The sequence below is a fragment of the Halorubrum cibi genome (assembly GCF_900182635.1).
Classification (GTDB): Archaea; Halobacteriota; Halobacteria; order Halobacteriales; family Haloferacaceae; genus Halorubrum; species Halorubrum cibi.
Genome location: NZ_FXTD01000001.1, coordinates 207,442 through 225,234 on the forward strand (window position 1 = coordinate 207,442; position 17,793 = coordinate 225,234).

At 64.6% G+C, this 17,793-nt stretch carries 15 protein-coding genes and 1 pseudogene; 11 read left to right on the plus strand and 5 right to left on the minus strand.

The window, feature by feature from the left end:
- Positions 1-73: 73 nt before the first annotated feature.
- Positions 74-232, plus strand: a complete 159-nt coding sequence (locus tag FN829_RS15760) for a DUF7317 family protein (protein WP_185955652.1) — start codon at positions 74-76, stop codon at positions 230-232.
- A gap of 87 nt (positions 233-319) precedes the next feature.
- Positions 320-1,384 carry a siroheme decarboxylase subunit beta gene (gene ahbB / locus FN829_RS01000; RefSeq protein WP_142985143.1) on the plus strand — a complete coding sequence of 355 codons (1,065 nt, stop codon included), beginning with the start codon at positions 320-322 and terminating at the stop codon, positions 1,382-1,384.
- Positions 1,385-1,543: 159 nt separating this feature from the next.
- On the opposite strand, the gene FN829_RS01005 is transcribed toward ahbB, so the two are convergent.
- Positions 1,544-3,376, minus strand: coding sequence for an excinuclease ABC subunit C (locus FN829_RS01005; protein WP_142985144.1), 1,833 nt, complete (start codon positions 3,374-3,376; stop codon positions 1,544-1,546).
- A 144-nt stretch (positions 3,377-3,520) separates the two neighbouring features.
- Here FN829_RS01005 and FN829_RS01010 point away from each other — a divergent pair, with 144 nt between their 5' ends.
- On the plus strand, positions 3,521-5,146 hold the full coding sequence (locus FN829_RS01010; protein ID WP_142985145.1) for a methyl-accepting chemotaxis protein: 1,626 nt from the start codon (positions 3,521-3,523) through the stop codon (positions 5,144-5,146).
- 79 nt (positions 5,147-5,225) lie between these two features.
- Positions 5,226-6,620 (plus strand): cytochrome P450, encoded by a 1,395-nt coding sequence (locus tag FN829_RS01015; protein ID WP_142985146.1) that lies wholly within the window; start codon positions 5,226-5,228, stop codon positions 6,618-6,620.
- 46 nt (positions 6,621-6,666) lie between these two features.
- On the opposite strand, the gene kynU is transcribed toward FN829_RS01015, so the two are convergent.
- Both kynU and FN829_RS01025 read right to left on the minus strand, forming a co-directional pair.
- The gene (gene kynU / locus FN829_RS01020; RefSeq protein ID WP_142985147.1) at positions 6,667-8,103 is read right to left on the minus strand and encodes a kynureninase; all 1,437 of its coding nucleotides are present in this window, start codon (positions 8,101-8,103) and stop codon (positions 6,667-6,669) included.
- 85 nt (positions 8,104-8,188) lie between these two features.
- Positions 8,189-9,457 (minus strand): MFS transporter, encoded by a 1,269-nt coding sequence (locus FN829_RS01025; protein ID WP_142985148.1) that lies wholly within the window; start codon positions 9,455-9,457, stop codon positions 8,189-8,191.
- Between the two features lie 129 nt (positions 9,458-9,586).
- On the opposite strand from FN829_RS01025, the gene FN829_RS01030 reads away from it, so the two are divergent.
- The 3 genes and pseudogenes from FN829_RS01030 (at position 9,587) to sugE (ending at position 12,756) form a co-directional block, all read left to right on the plus strand.
- Positions 9,587-11,287: a sensor histidine kinase gene (locus FN829_RS01030; protein WP_142985149.1), complete on the plus strand. Its 1,701-nt coding sequence runs from the start codon at positions 9,587-9,589 to the stop codon at positions 11,285-11,287.
- Positions 11,288-11,461: 174 nt separating this feature from the next.
- Positions 11,462-12,340: pseudogene (locus FN829_RS01040) on the plus strand (RNA-guided endonuclease InsQ/TnpB family protein); the annotation flags it as partial.
- A 92-nt stretch (positions 12,341-12,432) separates the two neighbouring features.
- Complete coding sequence (sugE, locus tag FN829_RS01045) at positions 12,433-12,756, plus strand: quaternary ammonium compound efflux SMR transporter SugE (RefSeq protein ID WP_142985150.1); 324 nt, start codon at positions 12,433-12,435, stop codon at positions 12,754-12,756.
- A gap of 41 nt (positions 12,757-12,797) precedes the next feature.
- On the opposite strand, the gene FN829_RS01050 is transcribed toward sugE, so the two are convergent.
- A complete protein-coding gene (locus tag FN829_RS01050; protein ID WP_142985151.1) occupies positions 12,798-13,364 on the minus strand; it encodes a pyridoxamine 5'-phosphate oxidase family protein in 567 nt (188 codons plus the stop codon).
- A 108-nt stretch (positions 13,365-13,472) separates the two neighbouring features.
- Here FN829_RS01050 and FN829_RS01055 point away from each other — a divergent pair, with 108 nt between their 5' ends.
- The 3 genes from FN829_RS01055 (at position 13,473) to FN829_RS01065 (ending at position 16,561) form a co-directional block, all read left to right on the plus strand.
- Complete coding sequence (locus FN829_RS01055; protein WP_142985152.1) at positions 13,473-14,303, plus strand: ZIP family metal transporter; 831 nt, start codon at positions 13,473-13,475, stop codon at positions 14,301-14,303.
- Between the two features lie 453 nt (positions 14,304-14,756).
- The gene (locus tag FN829_RS01060; RefSeq protein WP_142985153.1) at positions 14,757-15,758 is read left to right on the plus strand and encodes a tyrosine-type recombinase/integrase; all 1,002 of its coding nucleotides are present in this window, start codon (positions 14,757-14,759) and stop codon (positions 15,756-15,758) included.
- 458 nt (positions 15,759-16,216) lie between these two features.
- Positions 16,217-16,561 carry a hypothetical protein gene (locus FN829_RS01065; protein ID WP_142985154.1) on the plus strand — a complete coding sequence of 115 codons (345 nt, stop codon included), beginning with the start codon at positions 16,217-16,219 and terminating at the stop codon, positions 16,559-16,561.
- Between the two features lie 67 nt (positions 16,562-16,628).
- On the opposite strand, the gene FN829_RS01070 is transcribed toward FN829_RS01065, so the two are convergent.
- Positions 16,629-16,886: a hypothetical protein gene (locus tag FN829_RS01070; RefSeq protein WP_142985155.1), complete on the minus strand. Its 258-nt coding sequence runs from the start codon at positions 16,884-16,886 to the stop codon at positions 16,629-16,631.
- 224 nt (positions 16,887-17,110) lie between these two features.
- Here FN829_RS01070 and FN829_RS01075 point away from each other — a divergent pair, with 224 nt between their 5' ends.
- Complete coding sequence (locus FN829_RS01075; protein ID WP_142985156.1) at positions 17,111-17,791, plus strand: hypothetical protein; 681 nt, start codon at positions 17,111-17,113, stop codon at positions 17,789-17,791.
- Positions 17,792-17,793 lie beyond the last annotated feature (2 nt).

The following is a 17,793-nucleotide window of genomic DNA, read 5'->3' on the forward strand; positions in this document are numbered from 1 at the left end:
CTAATAGGTGTGTAGTGGGGTGCTAAATCAGTTAGAACTATATGTGCGTCCATTCTGTGGGAGATCGTACCCGATGACGTCCAAATCCGTGGCGACCGCACTCACGCTGTATCGCTCCCGCACGCTGACGCTCGAGCAGGCCGCCACCGTCGGCGGCTGCTCCGCGGCACAGCTCGAGGAGAGCGCGCGGGCGTTCGCGCCGGTCTCCCCTCGGTCCCCCGACGACGACTGAGACTCCTGCGTCCCGAACGACGCGTACCTTTCGGAACGATCGACACCCTCCGAAACCCGTACGTACCCGCGGCCCCTGCTACCGATAATGAGTCTGGACGCCGACTGGCGGGCCGACCTCGACCCGGTCGACGCCGTCCTCATCGACGAGTACCAGAGCGGCTTCCCCGTCGAGTCGCAGCCGTTCGAGCGGGTCGCCGCGGAGATCGCGACCGAAACGGGCGTCGACGTCGACGGCGACGAGGTCCTCGACCGCGTCCGCGACCTCCGCGAGCGCGGCGTGTTCCGGCGGTTCGGCGCGGTGCTCAACCCGCCCGTCATCGGCTCCTCGACGCTCGCCGCCGTTCAGGCTCCCGAGGATCGGTTCGACGAGATCGCCGAGGTCATCAACGGCTACCGACAGGTGAACCACAACTACCGCCGGGACCACGAGTGGAACCAGTGGTTCGTCGTCACCGCCGGCTCCCGCGAGAAGCGAGACGCGATCCTCTCCGAGATCGAGGAGCGAACCGGTTGTGCGGTGTTGAACCTCCCGATGCTGACGGACTACTACATCGACCTCGAGTTCCCCGTCGTCAACGGTGACCGGTTCGCCAGAGAGTCGCTGGAACGGACGGACGTGTCGGCGACTCGCATCTCGGAGAACGCCCGCGGCGATCTCACCGCACTTGAGGCCGACCTCCTCGTCGCGATCCAGGACGGTTTCCCGCTGTCGGCGACCCCGTACGCCGACGTGGCCCGCGAGATCGGTGCCGACGTCGACGACGTGCTCGCGGCGGTCGACTGCCTGCTCGCCGACGGTTGTATCAAGCGCATCGGCTGCGTCGTCAACCACGTCGTCACCGGGTTCACGAACAACTGTATGGTCGTCTGGGACGTGCCCGACGACGAACTCGACGCGCGCGGCGAGGCGGTCGGGAGCCTCCCGTACGTCACCCTCTGTTACCACCGTCCCCGCCGTCCCGAGCAGGGGTGGGAGTACGACCTGTTCACGATGATCCACGGCCGCGAGGCCGAGGCGGTCGACGCGAAGATCGACGAACTCGCCGCGGAGTACCTCCCGTTCGAGCACGAGCGGCTCTACTCGACGGAGACGCTGAAACAGACCGGCGCGCGGTACGACGAGCTCGTCGCGAACGAGAACGACGCCTGAGCGTTCACCGACTCGAGAGGCGAGCGTTTATGACCGAAGCCGCGGCCACCGTCCCCGTGGCCTGATCGAGGCCCGGAACGGGAGGCGGTCGCGCGGCGGTCGTTCCGGGACGGTGACGCGTCGCCTGTTCGCCATCGGTACCGACGACCGGAGGGTCCGCTACAACCGTTCTCGAAGTCGTCGGGCCGTCGTGTCGCCGACGCCGTCGACGTCGACGAGGTCCTCGAAGGAGGCCTCGCGGACGTTCTCGACCGACCCGAACCGTCGGAGCAGTCCCTTCCGCGTCTCCGGACCGACGCCGGGGACGTCGTCAAGAACCGTCTTCACCTCGTCGCGGACGGTCTGGTGGTACTGAACGGCGAAGCGGTGAGCCTCGTCGCGGACGCGCTGGAGCAGGTGGAGCTCCGGCGCGTCGTCGGGCCACCGCAACGGGCCGTCCGGCGTCACCACCAGCTCCTCGGCCTTCGCTAAGGCGATCACCGGCACCTCCCAGCCGGCCTCCGCGAGCGCGTCGCGAGCCGCGCCGAGCTGTCCCTCGCCGCCATCGATCAGAAGCAGATCCGGATCCGGACGGTCGTCGCGGTCCTCGACCGCTCGGGTCGCACGCCAGCGGACCAACTCCCGCATGTTTGCGTAGTCGTCGTTGCGGTCGGTGAGCTTCTTCCGGCGGTACTCGCTCGTCCGCGCGCTCCCGTCGACGAAAGAGACGTTCGAGCCGACGACGGCGGTTCCGGACGCGTGACTCACGTCGAACCCCTCGATCCGCGCCGGGCGGTCGATCCCGAGGCGGTCGGTGAGCGCGCCCACGGGATCGTCGCGGCCGCCGCGCTTCCGGGCGTTCTTCAGCGCGAGCTCGACGAGCTTCGCCTCCCGGCCGGCACCCGGAACGCGGACCGAAACCCCCTCGCGTTCGAGCCAGTCGACCACGTCGTGGTCGGCGGGGCGCTCCGCGAGGAGGACCGCGTCGGGGAACTCGCGTTCCGCGTAGTACTGGGCGAGGAACGCCGACAGTACCGCCGCCGGGGTGTCAGCGTCCTCGGTGACGGCGTCGTCGCCGTCGCTCTCGTCGGTCTTGCCGTCGCTGCCGACGTCGCCGCCCTCCGCGCCGCCGATCGCCGCCTCCGCCGCCTCCGCCGTCGGCGTGTCGAGCCCGTGACGGCTCCGGTCGACGAGCTGGCCGCGCTCGCTGTGGAGCCGCGCGACGCGGGCGGTATCGCCCTCGACCGCGGCGGCGAGCACGTCGACGGTGCGGTCGTCGGAGCGGTCGCTCACCGCCTCGCCGCCCTCGCCGTGGAACGCCTCGGCGGCCTCGAGCCGGTCGCGGAGGTTCGCCGCGCGCTCGAACTCGGCGTTCTCCGCGGCCGCCTCCATTCGGCGGCGGAGCGGCTCCGCGAGCACGCCGGTCTCCCCCTCGAAGAACCGACGTGCGGCGGCGACGTCCTCAGCGTAGCTCTCGTGGTCGATCTCGCCGGTACAGGGGGCCGAGCAGATCCCCATCTCGTAGTCGAGACAGGGGCGGTCGCGGTTCGCGTACTTGTGATCCGAGCAGCCGCGGAGCCGGTACTCGTCGCGGACCGCCTTCACGACCGTCTCGACGCGGCCCTTGTCCGTGAACGGACCGTACGCGACCGCGCCCTCCTCGGGGTCGCGTGTGACCTCGATCCGCGGGATCTCGTGGTCGGAGAAGGCGACGAGCGGGTAGGACTTGTCGTCCTTCAGCCGGACGTTGTACCGGGGTCGGAGTCGCTTTATGAGGTTGGCCTCGAGCAACAGCGCCTGCGTTTCGGTGTCGGTGACGGCGAACTCGACCCGATCCGCCCGCTCGACCATGCCGCGGATCCGGGCCGATCTGGGGTCGGCGTACGACCGAACTCGGTCCCGAATATCGACCGCCTTACCGACGTACAGCGTGGTCTCACCGGACCGAAACTGGTACACGCCGGGTTCCGTCGGGAGATCGCCCGCACGGGATCTCACGACGTCAGAGTCCATCGGTGACACGTAGCCGTCGGACGCGCTTGAACGCTGCGGGCGGCACCCGCAGCGTCGACGTGATTCGTACTCCTCACGCGAGTATCAGATTTGATTCTTCGGAGGCGGATCTTATATGGGCGGTTCGGCGAGGTTCGGATGAACATGACGGGATTTCGAGGGCTCCTCCGCCGCGTGCTCGGACGGGACCGGGGAACACGATCGGTCCCGGACGGCGGGGTCGTCGTCGACGGGGCGTCAGGCGAGGACTTTCCGGAGGCGGACGCGGGGACCGGGACGGACGAACGCGCGAACGAGCGCCACACGGTCAGCGACGAGGACGGCGTCAACCGCGCGGAGACGCTCGCGGACGCGGGATTCGAGCAGATGTTCAACGCGACGGGCGTCCCGACGTTCGTTCTCGACCGTGAGGGCAACGTCGCCGAGTGGAACGAGGCGATCGCCACGCTCACCGGCGTGGACCGCGAGGACGCGATCGGTCACGGACACGTCTCCGAGCTGTTCTACCCGGACGGTCGTCGAGCCGACACGCTCGCGGACAAGGTGCTCGACGCGCCGGAGAACACGGACGAGGCGTATGACGTCGAGCGCCACGATTCCGTCCGGAACCGCTACCGCGACTCCAGCACGATGGTCGACCGCCACGGCGACGAGCGACACATCGAGTTCACCGCGACCCCGCTGTACGACGACGACGGCGGCGTAGTCGGCGTGACCGAGGTCGTCATCGACCGAACGGAGAACGTCGAGGGACGGAAGGCGACCGCGGCGCTGATATCCGAGATCCGAGGGACCGCAGAGGCGATCGGCGAGGGCGACTTGGAGGCTCGGATCTCTCGTGGGGACTCCTTCGAACGGCTCGACGACGACCTGCTCCGGGTCGTGGGCGCGGTCAACGGGATGGCCGCGAACCTCGAGGAGCTCTCCCGGAGCGTCCACGAACAGGCTCGCGAGATCGACGACACCGTCGAGGAGGCGAGCGCGGCGGCGGGCGAGATCGCGACGAACGTCGACGAACAGAACGGGCTGTTAGAGGAGGGCGTCGCGGAGATGCAGTCCTTCTCGGCCGGGATGGAGGAGGTCGCCGCGACCGCCGATCAGGTCGACGCGGCGGCCTCGAACGCCAGAGAGGCCGCCGAGGAGGGGCTCGACGCCAGTAGCGACGCCCGCGAGGCGACGGAGGACGTGGTGGAGATCGGCGACGAGCTGGTCGACAGCGTCGGCGCGCTCTCGGATCGGATGGACGACATCGAGGAGGTGATCGAGGTGATCTCGGACGTCGCGGAACAGACCAACCTGCTGGCGCTGAACGCCAACATCGAGGCCGCCCGCGCGGGCGAGGACGGCAACGGGTTCGCGGTCGTCGCGGAGGAGGTGAAGAAGCTGGCCGACGAGACTCGCGGGCACACCGAGGCGATCACCGACAGCCTCGCCGAGCTTCAGGCGCAGTCGGACGAGACGTCGGCGGCCGTCGAGCGCTCGCACGAACGGATCGAGGACGCGGGCGAGGAGATAGAGACGGTTCTCGACTCGCTGTCGGAGATCGCAGACGCGGTCGACGAGGCGGCGGACGGCGTCGCCGAGGTGGCGCGGACGACCGACGATCAGGCGGCGACCGTCGAGGAGCTCACTGCGACCCTCGAGAGCGTCCGCGACCGCTCGGACCGGACGGAGTCGGCGACCGAACGGATCGTCGACGCGACCGACGACCAGGAGGCCGTGGTGGCGGAGCTGATAGCGCGAGTCGAACGGCTCGACGCCGCCCGCTGAGCGACGAATCGTCCCGTTTTCGGACCGGCCGAAACGCGGACTGCCGAACGTTTAACACCGTTCAGGACCCAGAAATCGTATGTCCGCCACGCCGCCCGGACCCGTCGGGGATCCCCTCTTCGGCAACGGTCGCCAGTACGCCGACGATCCGTTCGGTTTCATGCGCGCCTGCGCCGACAGCTACGGCGACGTCGTGCGGTTCGACCTCGGTCCGCGCGAGACGTACCTGCTCACGAACCCCGACGACATCGAACGGGTGCTCGTCGCGGAGGCGGAGCGGTACCGCAAGCCCCAGTTCGGCGACGACGCGATGGGGACGCTACTGGGTGAGGGGCTGTTGTTGAGCGAGGGTGAGACGTGGCGTCGACAGCGGCGACTCGCGAACCCGTCGTTTCACAGCCGTCGGATCGGCGCGCTCGCGGGGACGATGGTCGAGCACACGGCGTCACAGCTCGCCGAGTGGGAGGACGGCGAGGTCGTCGACGTCCAACTCGAGATCGCGCGGCTCACGGTTCGGATCATCGTCTCGGCGATGTTCGGCGCGGACGTCACAGACGAGGAGGTCCGGACCGTTCAGGAGAGTCTGGAGCCGCTCGGCGCGCGGTTCGAACCGGACCCGCGCCGCTTCCTGATCCCGAACTGGGTGCCGACGCGCGAGAACCGCGAGTTCGCCGCCGCCGTCGACACGCTGGAGTCGGTGATCGACGGGATCGTCGATCGCCGACGGGGGACCGAGCGCGACCCCGCCGTCGACCCGGCCGGTCCCGAGGGGGTCGCCGTGAGCGGTCCGCCGGGCGACCCCGACGGCGACGTGCCGATGGACCTGCTGTCCGTCCTGCTCCGGGCGCGCGAGCGCGGGGAGCAGACCGACGAGAACCTGCGCGACGAGCTGGTGACGATGTTGCTGGCGGGTCACGACACGACCGCGCTCGCGTTGACGTACACGTTCTACCTCCTCTCGAAGCACCCGACGGCTCGAGAGCGCGTGGAGCGGGAGGCGATGGCCGCGACCGACTCGGGGCCGCCGGACGCCGCGGACGCTAGGAAGATGACGTACACGGACCGGGTCCTCTCGGAGTCGATGCGGTTGTACCCGCCCGTCTACACGCTGTTCCGCGAGCCGAAACTCGACGTGAAACTCGGTGGCTACCGGATCCCGGAGGGGTCCGCCCTGATGTGCTCGCAGTGGGTGGTCCACCGCTCCTCGCGGTGGTACGACGATCCGAACGCGTTCGACCCGAGCCGGTGGAGTCCCGAGCGACGGAGCGCGCGCCCGCGGTTCGCGTACTTCCCGTTCGGCGGCGGACCGCGCCACTGTATCGGGAAGGCGTTCTCGCTTCTGGAGGCGAAATTGATCCTCGCGTGCGTCTGTTCGCGCTACGAACTCGAGTACGAAGGGCCGGACCTCTCGCTTCGCGGGTCGCTGACGATGCATCCCGATCACCCGGTGCCGATGCGGATCCGCGAGCGCTGACGCGGGACGCGTCGTGACCGCCACCGCCGTATCGCCGTCGTTTTCGCTACGTCACCCCGCCCTCGCTCGTCGCGTACGCCTCGTGCGCCCCGGTCTCGAGGATCGCCTCGATCCGGTCGACGACCTCGAGGACGTCCGCGAAGGAGGTGTACGGCGCGGCCGGACACACCCGAACGACGTTCGGCGGCCGGAAGTCGACGACGACTCCCCGGTCCGTCAGGGCCGTGCTCAGCCGCTCGGCGTCGGGATGTTCCAGGGCCACGTGGCCGCCCCGGGCGTCGCGGTCTCGGGGTGTCCCGACCGAGACGTCGGGGAGTCGCTCGTCGACCGAGGCGATCAGGAAGTCGGTGAGCGCGAGCGACTTCGCCCGGATCCGCTCGATACCCGCCTCGCGAAGCGTCTCGACGGAGCCCTCAAGCGGGGCCGCCGCGAGCAGCGGCGGGGTGCCGATCTGCCACGCACCGGCCGAGTCGGCGGGGGTATACGTCAGGTTCATCTCGAACTGCGTCGCCTTCTCGTGGCCCCACCAGCCGGCGAGCGCGGGGGTGAGCCCGTGGTGTCGTTCGGCGACGAACAGCGCGCCGATCGAGCCGGGTCCGGCGTTGAGGTATTTGTACGTACACCAGACCGCGAAGTCGACGCCCGCGTCGGCGAAGGCGTGCGGCACCGCCCCGACCGAGTGGGCGGCGTCGAATCCCGCGTACGCGCCGGCGTCGTGTGCGGCTCGCGCGACCCGCTCGACGTCGAACAGCTGGCCCGAGCGGTAGAGCGCGGTCGGCATGAAGACGATCCCCACGTCGTCGTGCTCCGCGAGCGCGGCCTCGACGTCGGCGGGATCGATCGTCCGACCGTCCCGGCTCTCGACGGTCCGGAGCTTCTCCTCCGGATCGATCCCTCGCGAGCGGAGCTGTGCGCGGATCGCGTAGTGATCGGAGGGGAAATCCAGGTCGTTGACCAGTACCGCGGGGTCGACGTCGGGGTTCCCGCCCGGAGCCCACGTCCCGTCGGCGGCCGCGTGTTCCGTTCGATCCGGGCCGTTTCCCGCGAGTAACTCGTCGAGGAAGGTTCCGACGAGCGTGTGGACGTTCACCGTGATCGAGTTGCCGACGACGACCTCCGCGGGGTCGGCACCGACGAGCGGTGCGAGCGCCGACCCGATCCGCTCGCCGACCTCGAACCACGGCGGGTCCGCATCGGTCCACCCGCCGATCAGCAGCTCGCGCCACTCGTCGACGACGCGGTCGAGGCTCGCGAGCGCGGCGTCGCTCGCGGGACCGAGGGAGTTGCCGTCCATGTACAACACGTCGCCGGGAACCGAGAACCGGTCCGCGAAGCCCGAGAGCGGGTCGTCCGCGTCGAGGCGGGCGGCGGTCTCCACCGGGTCCGATTCAAACCCGCCGCGATCGAGTGCCGCGTTCGCGAGGGCGTACGGGTCGTCTCCATTCGTGGTGGAGGACGCCGTTCCTCCGGATTCGCCGTCCATACGAGGAGGGACGCCGCCGGCGACAAAGTCCTTCCGGGGGCCGTTCTCGGCCCGTGATCGCCGCGAGCGCGACGGCGCTCGACGGTCACTCTCGCGACTCGCCGAACCGGTCGACGGAGCCGGAGGCGAGCGCGCCGCAGACGGCGATCCCCGCGAGCACGAAGAACAGCTCCCGGGTGCCGGCGACCGTGAGGACGAACCCGGCGAGGCCGGCCCCGAGCGATCCGACGCCGAAGATCCCGACGTAGGTGTACCCGAACGAGAGCCCCCGCGTTCCCGGCGGCGAGTAGGCGGCGACGGTCGCCTGCGAGAGCGGCTGGACCGTGAACAGCGCGACGCCGAGCAGTCCGGAGACGAGCAGGAACGACCAGATACGGCCGGTGGCGGGCACGAACGCCAGCGCGAGCGCGGCGAGGATCGACATGAAGTAGACGAGCCCGCGCTCGGGCGGGATCCGGTCGGCGATGCGGCCGCCGAGGTACTGCCCGGGGATGCCGACCATCAGGATCGCGACGTAGAGGTACCGCGCGGGGTCGAACTCCTCGGCGTAGGGGCCCTCGGGATCGACGAGTTGGAGGTCGGCGAACCCGCCGAGCGTGTCGCCGAGCAGGCCCGGGAGGAACGTGAGGAACGTCCGGTAGTAGAGCCCGCTGAACGTGACGAACACCAACACGAGCGCGAACCCGAGCGTCAACAGCGCCCGCGTGTCGCCGACGAAGCCGGCGAGCGAGTCGCCGAGGGTGACGTTCGCGGATTCGTTCGTGTCTCCGCCCTCCTCGTCGGTCTCGCCGGCGGCCGCGAGCGCGGCGTCGACGTCGACGGTGAAGCCGTAGCCCGCGACGAGGAACGCGGGGACCGTGAGCAGCGCGGCGACGACCCGCCAGTCGAAGGCGAGGAGCAGCAGGACAGCCGCGAGCGGGCCGAGCGCGATCCCGAGGTTGCCGCCGATGCCGTGGTAGCCGAGGGCGGTTCCGCGGCGCTCGACCGCCTTCGAGAGCAGCGTGAGCCCCGCCGGGTGGTAGACGCTCGCGGTGACGCCCCACACCGCGAGCGCGAGCGCGAGTACCGGGAGGCTCGGAGCGGCCCCGACGAGCAGGAACGAACCGCCCATCCCGAGCAGGCACGCGATGATGACCGGCTTCGAGCCGAAGCGGTCGACGACCACGCCGCCGGGGAGCGCGCCGACGCCGAAGAGCCCGTAGCCGACCGTGACGAGGGCTCCGAGGGTCGCGGCCGTGGTCGAGAACTCCGCGATCCACACCGTGAGTAGGATCGGGATGGACAGCTCGTAGGTGTGGACGAGCCCGTGGGAACTCGCCGTGAAGGCGACGATGCGTCGCTCGTTCGCGTCCATGTGAACCCGACGTTTACCGGGGGCGGGCATAATCCCGAGGGTACATGACGGAGTTGCCGGGACGGCGGCGTCGTGCGGCTCGCGTACCCCAACCGTTTTCGGGGCGTGCGAGGAACTCGAGGTTCGAGAATGGATCCGGTCCTGCTCAGCCACGTGGCGGTCTTCGCCGTCTCCGCGCTCGCCTGCGTGGCGAGCCTCCCGCACGTGCGGAGCATCCGCCACGCCGATACCCGTCGCGGGTTGGCGGCGCTCCTCCTCTCGGTCGCCGTCTGGTCGGTCGGCTACGTCGGGTACTTGCTCGCTCCGACGGCCGCGGGCAAGATCACGTGGTACACGGTCGGGTTCGTGTTCGCGTTCGTCGCCGTCGGTGCCTGGTTGTACTTCTGTGCCGCCTACACCGGACGCCCCCCGAGACAGGCGCCGTACCGAAACGTCGCGATCGCCGTCTTCGTGGTCCTCACCGCCCTCAAGGTCACGAACGCGTTTCACGGGCTCTACTTCACGACCGCGTGGGCAACGGAGCCGTTTCCCCACCTCGCGATCCGCCATCAGGTGCTCTACTGGCTCGTCCTCGGGCTGTCGTACGTCGTGATCGCCATCGGCTTCTTCATGCTGCTCGAGCGGTTCCACTACACGGGCGCCGACAGCCGTCCGCTCGCGGTCCTCGTCGGCGTGACGGCGATCCCCGTCGCCGCGACGCTCTTTGGCGACCGGGTGGAGTGGCTGCTCCCGCTGATGTACGAGCCGCCGGGGGTCGCGCTGTTCGCGGTCGGAACGCTCTTCGTGTACAGCAACCGCCTCGAGACGATCCGGCTCACCGGGGCGTCGGACAAGCCGGCGATCTACCTCGACGCCGACGGCCGCGTTCGCGACTACAACACCGCGGCACGGGAGATCCTTCCGTCTCTCGCGGACTCGATCGGAGATCCGCTCGCGTCGGTGAACGCCGTCGTCGCCGAACGCCTGGAAACGGACGGGGTGTGTTCGATCGATCGGGACGGCGATCCGCGATCCTACGAGGTCGTGAACACCCCTTTCACCGTCGGGGACGTTCCGACCGGACGGCTCGTGACGCTCACGGACGTGACCGACCGGGAGGCGTACCGGCGACAGCTCGAGGTGAAAACGGAGCAGCTCGAGGCGTTGAACCGCGTCGTCAGACACGACATCCGGAACGACATGGCCGTGATCCTCGGCTGGATGGAGACGTTCGAGGGGCGCGTCGACGACGACCTCGAACCGGTCCTCGACCGCGTCCTCCGAAAGGGGACGCACGTCGTCGAACTCACCGAGAACGCCCGCGCTTTCGTCGAGTCCCTCTCGGAGGGCGAGATGACGAACCTCCGCCCGATCGACGTGCGGGAAACGGTCGGTGCGGAGATCGCGGCCGTTCGAGAATCGTTCCCCGACGCGACGTTCCGCGTCGACGGCGAGATACCGGACGTGCGGGTTCGCGGCAACGAGATGCTCTCGTCGGTCCTCCGGAATCTCCTCGAGAACGCGGTCCGGCACAACGACGAGGCGGTCCCCGAGGTGGCGGTCGCCGTCGAGACGACGGACGAGACCGTCAGGATCTCGGTGCGGGATAACGGGCCGGGGATACCCGACGAGCGGAAAGAGGAGGTCTTCGGCAAGGGCGAGAAGGGACTGGAGAGCCCCGGAACCGGCATCGGGTTGTATCTCGTTCACGTGTTGACGAGCCAGTTCGGCGGCGAGGTGTGGGTTGAGGACAACGATCCCAAGGGGTCGGTGTTCGTCGTCGAACTCGTGGACGCGAACCGATCGGACGAGGCAGATCGGTCGGACGAGGCAGATCGGTCGAACTCGTGAACGCGGACCGATCGGACGAGGCAGATCGGTCGGACGAGGCAGATCGGTCGGACGAGGCAGATCGGTCGGACGAGGCGGGCGACGCGGATCGGTCGGTCGATGGAAACCCGAACCTATCTTTCCACGAGGAGAGAATCCCGGCGTTTACGCCGGGAGTGAATCCGACAACGCTGACACGATCCTGACAACAATCGGGTCCGACTCTCGAAAGGCTCGAATCTGAAAGAACACTTCTCAGACTTCCTGCTTTGCGAGTACCAGACCCGGCCAGACGTTGACCTCTCGGAAGTCAACAGCGTACAGAACGTTCGTGCCGTCTGGAACGGTGACGAATGGGAACTTCATTTCGTCTGTAAGGTCGAACTCGAAACAGTGGATTCGGCTGGCGACGGCATCGCAGGGATCGACCTCGGCATCACAAACATCGCCACGGTCGCGTTCCCCGATGAATACGTGTTGTATCCCGGTAACTCGCTCAAAGAAGACAAACACTACTTCACCAGAGCCGAGTACGACACCGAGGGAGAGAACGGCCCGTCAGAGCAGTCGAGGTGGGCGCGTCGGAAACTCTCTGAACGTGAGACACACTTCTACCACACGCTGACGGACGCCATCATCACGGAGTGTGTCGAACGCGGTGTTGGCACGCTCGCGGTGAGTTGGCCTGAAGACGTGCGTGAGTCAGATTGGGGCAAAACCGGCAATAAGAAACTACACTCGTGGGCGTTCGACCGCATCTACCAGTACCTCGAATACAAAGGCGAGATGCGGGGTGTTGCGGTGCTGAAAGAGAACGAGTGGAATACCTCGAAAACGTGTTCCCGCTGTGGAGACGATACGAGATCGAACCGTGTCGAACGTGGCTTGTACGTCTGCTCGTCGTGCGAGTTGGTAGCCAACGCGGATTGTAACGGGGCGGAGAATATGCGTCAGAAGATAACTCCGAGTCCTCACGGCGAGGATAGGAGTAACGGCTGTGTGGCACAGCCATCGACACACTTGTTCGACCGCGAGAGCGGGACGTTTCACACGAGAGAACAGGTCGTGTCGTAGACCAGCAAATATCCCACCTGCGGCACGGGAAGCCTCGCCGTTTACGGCGAGGAGGATGTCACAGCGCGGTCGACCGGGAACGCCCACCCGACATGTCGTGGTACCTCCTGATACTCGCCGGGCTCTTCGAGATCGCGTGGACGGTCGGACTCGAGTACTCCGAAGGGTTCTCCAAACCCGTTCCCACCCTCGCGACCGGCGTCGCCATCGTGGTCAGTATGGTCCTCTTAGCGCGGGCGGTCGAGGACCTCCCCGTGGGCACGGCCTACGCGGTGTGGACCGGAATCGGGGCCGTCGGCACCGCGTCCCTCGGAGTTGTCCTCTTCGACGAACCGGCCACGCTCGTCCGTGCCGGGTGTATCGGCCTGATAGTCGCCGGTATCGTCGGCCTCCACCTCGCGTCCGGCGGGCACTGAGGTCGCCGGGGATCGCTCGCCGGGAGCCGATTCGCCGGCGATCACTCCACCGCGTTCAGATCGTAGGCGTCCGGGTGGTCGGGCTCCTTCCAGCCCTCCTTGCCGCTCCAGGAGTCCACGTCGAGCCGATAGACGGCGGTCCGGTCGATGGACTCGTCGGCCATCTCCTCGTAGTCCTCCCCCGGCGTCAACTGGGGGGCGAACTTCCCCATGAAGCGCTCGAGGACGCGTCGTTTCTCCGCCCGTTCCGTGACGAAGCCGACGGTGCCGTAGGCGACGACGCTCGAGTACTCGACGGTGAAGTTCACCGGCTCGTCGGCCGGGACGTATCGGCCCTTCTCGCTCGTCGTGAAGCTGGCCTTCGGCCCGTCGCCGTCCTCGACGAGATCGTGTGCCCGCCCGGCCTGCGCGCCGTGGAGGTAGATCGCGCCCGCCTCGGGATCGTAGACGAAGAGTTGTGTCACGAGGTGCGGCGCGTCGTCGTCGACGAGCCCGAGCACCCCCGTCTCCTGCTCGGCGAGGAACTCCGGGATCCACGACGAGTCGTCGACCGCCTTCCCCTGATAGCGGATCGAGTCGGAGACGTCGTCGGGCGTTCGGTCGGTCATGCGGGGTGATAGCGATGACGTCGGTAAAATCTTATCGTCGACACGACCCAAAACTCATGGCGGTACGTACGATACGGTCCGTCGAGAGAGATCCGAGGAGATGGATTCGTGATAGTCGAGCAGTTCTCCCAGACGTTCGGCACGAACCCGGTCGTCCACGGCTTGGTGGGCGGCCTGGTCATCGCCACCCTCAACCTCCTTGGTGCCTCCCTGATATTCGTCTGGCGGAACCCCTCGGAGCGCGCCATGGACGGCGCGCTCGGATTCGCGGCGGGCGTCATGCTCGCCGCGAGTTTCACGAGTCTCATCATCCCCGGTATCGAGACGTATACCCCGAGCGGAAGCCCGCTCCCGGTACTCATCGGGGTGGCTCTCGGTGCGCTGTTTCTGGACCGTTCGGACGTGTTCATCCCGCACGCCCACTTTCTCCTCTCGGGGCGGCGCCGAGGGGACGCGGCGGATCCGGGCGATGACCTTCCCGTGGACGACGACCGTCTCGCCGGCGTCGTGTTGTTCATCTTGGCGATCACCCTTCACAACATGCCGGAGGGGCTCGCCGTCGGCGTCGGCTTCGGCAGCGGTGACCTGGAGAACGCAATCCCGTTGATGCTCGCCATCGGGATCCAGAACATCCCCGAGGGGCTCGCGGTGTCCGTGGCGGCGATCAACGCCGGCCTGGACAAGCGGTTCTACGCGGTGTTCACCGGGATCCGATCCGGTATCGTGGAGATCCCGCTCGCGATTCTCGGCGCGTACGCCGTCCAGACGGTGTCGGCGCTGCTCCCGTACGCGATGGGATTCGCCGCCGGGGCCATGCTGTTCGTCATCAGCGATGAGATCGTTCCGGAGACCCACATGGAGGGGAACGAACGGGTCGCCACCCTGGGGACGATATTCGGGACGATCGTCATGCTCTATCTGGACATCTCGCTCGGCTGATTCACGCAGATCACCCCGATTTCCCTCGATGAAATCAGCAGACAGCGAGGACCCGGATATACGGTAGATGTGAACTCTCCGTTCCGGAGTGAGTTAGTTCCGTATTCTAAATAGAGTATTTTGGAGAGAAAGAGCCCGTGCTGTCGAATTTAGGAACCTTCGAAAAGATAACCAACAGTTATGGACTCGCGGGGTCCCCGCGAGCGAAGCGAGCGGGGGCACGCGAGGAAACGAGACGAACGAAGTGAGTCGAGTGGACTCGCGGGGATTTGAACCCCGGGCCTCTTTGCCTTGCTCGGAAGGTTCGGCGCTTCGCGCCTCACAACCTTCCGCACCGCGCCGCAAAGGGGCACACGGGTTCGGTTCAAATCGCCCGCTCGTCCATCCCTCGGCCTTCGGCCATCGGTGCCGCACCGCACAACGGAGCTCGTGTGAACGGTTACAGCAACATCCATGCTCGAACCAACCGCACCACGAGAAGCCGTCGAAAACTACATCGACGACATCAAACACGAACTCGCAGCAACCACCGTCGCAAACCACCGATACAGGCTGGAACAATTCATCCAGTGGTCCGACGAAGCCGGCATCGACGACATGAACAGCATCACCGGGCGGAAACTCCAAGAGTTCAAAACCTGGAAGCAAGGCACCGTCGCGAAAGTGACGCTCAAGAACCACCTGAGCACCCTTCGCCAATTCATCGAGTTCTGCGAAGACACCAACACCGTGTCCACGGGCGTCGGAAGGAAAATACGGCTTCCCACAATGCAACTCGGCGAAGACGTCAACGACACGTTCCTGATGGCCAAAGAAGCCGACCGAATCCTCGACTACTGCGAGAAATACGAATACGCGACGCTCAGACACACCGTCTTCCACATCCTCTGGCACACAGGAATGCGCTCCGGCGCACTCCGAGGACTGGACGTTAGCGACTTCGACAGCCACAACGGGCTCCTATCTATCAGACACCGGCCAGAGAGCGACACGCCGCTGAAAAACAAACAGCGAACCGAGCGGGACGTCGTCATCGCAGACGAGCTCGTCACCCTGATCGAAGACCACCTCGACATGCACCACCCATACGTTGACGACGACCACGGGCGTACGCCGCTCATCGGGACCCGCGCCGGACGAATGGAACAGACGACGCTCCAACGGAATATCTACACACTGACCCGACCGTGCCACTACACGAACGAGTGCCCGCACGACAGAGACATGCAAGAGTGCGAAGCAACGAGCTACAACACCGCCAGTAAATGCCCGACAAGCGTCTCACCACACGCACTCCGGAAAGGTGCTGTGACCGAGCACCGAAAGCAGGACGTTCCAAAAGAGATCGCCTCCGAACGGATGGATATGAGCGGTGATGTCCTCGACAAGCACTACGACAAGCGGACTGAACGCGAGAAAGCGGAGTTACGGAAAGAGTACCTCGACGATATTTGAACCGAGTCTGATTGTATCTCCGGGCTATTACTAATACAAAGTTTAAGAGTGAAAAATCAGACAAGCGTTTATAATACTAAACTGATATACTATCTAACGTTCTGGGCCCAGACTTTGTCTTGGATCGATTCGTTTGTATAAAAACGATAGAAAGCTCGAAATAGTCTCTTTCATCGATGGATTTTGACCAATCATAATGTTAACTCCGAATGAAAAATAAACTGAACCAACAAATAAGAATAGGCCGAATCCTATAAGAATAAGAGACAGAATTAGCAACGAAGGGAGTATAATCGGACCAAGACCCGTGCCTAAGGAAGGTGTTTCAATTATAAGCAGATGGCTCTGTTGAAATCCTTAGCAAGTGATATATTCTCACCCAGTCGCGGTCAGTACAGCACCTGCGCGGATTGACGCACAACCCGGCCAGTAAAGTGTAGTGTGAGCGAACGGCCACTATGCGACGGTCGATTCGGTACGCCCTCTCGACGGTTGTCGGTCTGGGAGTGATGACGCCGGTGGTAATCGTCGGTGGCAGTAGTCTCAGCGTCCTCGTAGTGATTCCGTTCATATACGGGGCGACAACAGAGCTCATGCTCGACAATCTCACAAAATTCCAACAAACTATGCGTGGCGAGTCACGGAAGATCGGGATGATTGGCGCCGGTATCAGCGCTGGAAGCACAACCGGCCTGCTACAGCAGTCAGTCGCAGTAGGAATTGTGGGATTCGGGCTATTCATTTTCGGCATAGCGCTGACCATCGCAGATCCTGTAATCGTTGTAGACCCTGACAGTCAGTAGACCGGTACGGCTCGCGGTAACGGGCTGTATTGAGTGTTAAATACGCAGTTTTCATCGACCGGCTGTTTCAGGCGAGAATATATCTGAAGAATAGGATTTCAACAGAGCCAAGCAGATATAATACATTGATTATCCCGGAAATAGTTATAATCAATATACCAGACTTGGCTAAATTGAAGTCTAACATACTGTCCGTACTGTCAACGCCAATCTCTGCGTCTGGTCTGGGTCTATGGAGATCCCTCAAGGCTTGTAAATAAAGTGCAACCGCAGGAAGTGCCAACGCCACCACCTGTAAGAGTGTCAGTATGGTTTCTTTTGACATCAACTGCTTTTCAACCCACTCACGTTAGTAATATTGGGACAGTTGTTGTGAGTGCCTTGCCCCGCCACGATGCCGACTGAACTGCGAGGCCATGTCCCGCAAATTCTTTTTCGGTCTCGTCCACGTGATACAGCCTATACGAGAAAATTCAAAATGAATCCGTGATGTCAAAATCCTATTTTATTCAGGGAAGACTATTTAATAGAGACTGTTAATAGAGTGATATGAGCCAACACACCGAGCGAGATATGGTGTGGGATCAGGCCCTCCAGTACGCAACTACAGAGCAGTCTTTCGATCTCATAGAAATCCAAGATTCGATTGACCGGGATGTGAGTGAGCTCATAATCCGAGACACCCTCAGCGCGATGGTCGATAAAGAGTGGTTGTCAGAAGAGGACTCGGATATTGGTAAGTGGTCTCCCGGTTCCCAGCTACAGGATGAGGAACCCAGTGAAGAAACAGAAGTAGAAATGGACGACGAACAAGAGATGCCAGACGTGATTTCTATATCGGAGTGCAGTGCCTCTGCGCCGAGTAGTCTTTCAGAAGATCAAGTATATGTCGGAGTGGTTGATCGAGTAACGAGTGGAGGAAGTGGCAATGCGATCGTCGATTTGCCCGATGGTAACGGAGAACTCAATTTAGGACCAATTGATGGATCTGCGGAAGGTCAGAAGGTTCGTTTCATTCCAGAGAATGGTATATGGGCTCGATGTCTTGATGAGGAGTATACCTATGAATCGTATAGTCCACAAGATGGCCAATCACGCTCCAAACGTAAGAAGAGGCGTTCCAGCCGAAGGAGTAGGAAGGTAAACTCGCCGAATCCATACAAATCCAATAACTCCTCTCGATCAAAAGATCCAGATAATTTGAATAAGTTGCTGACAGGCAATCAATAAAG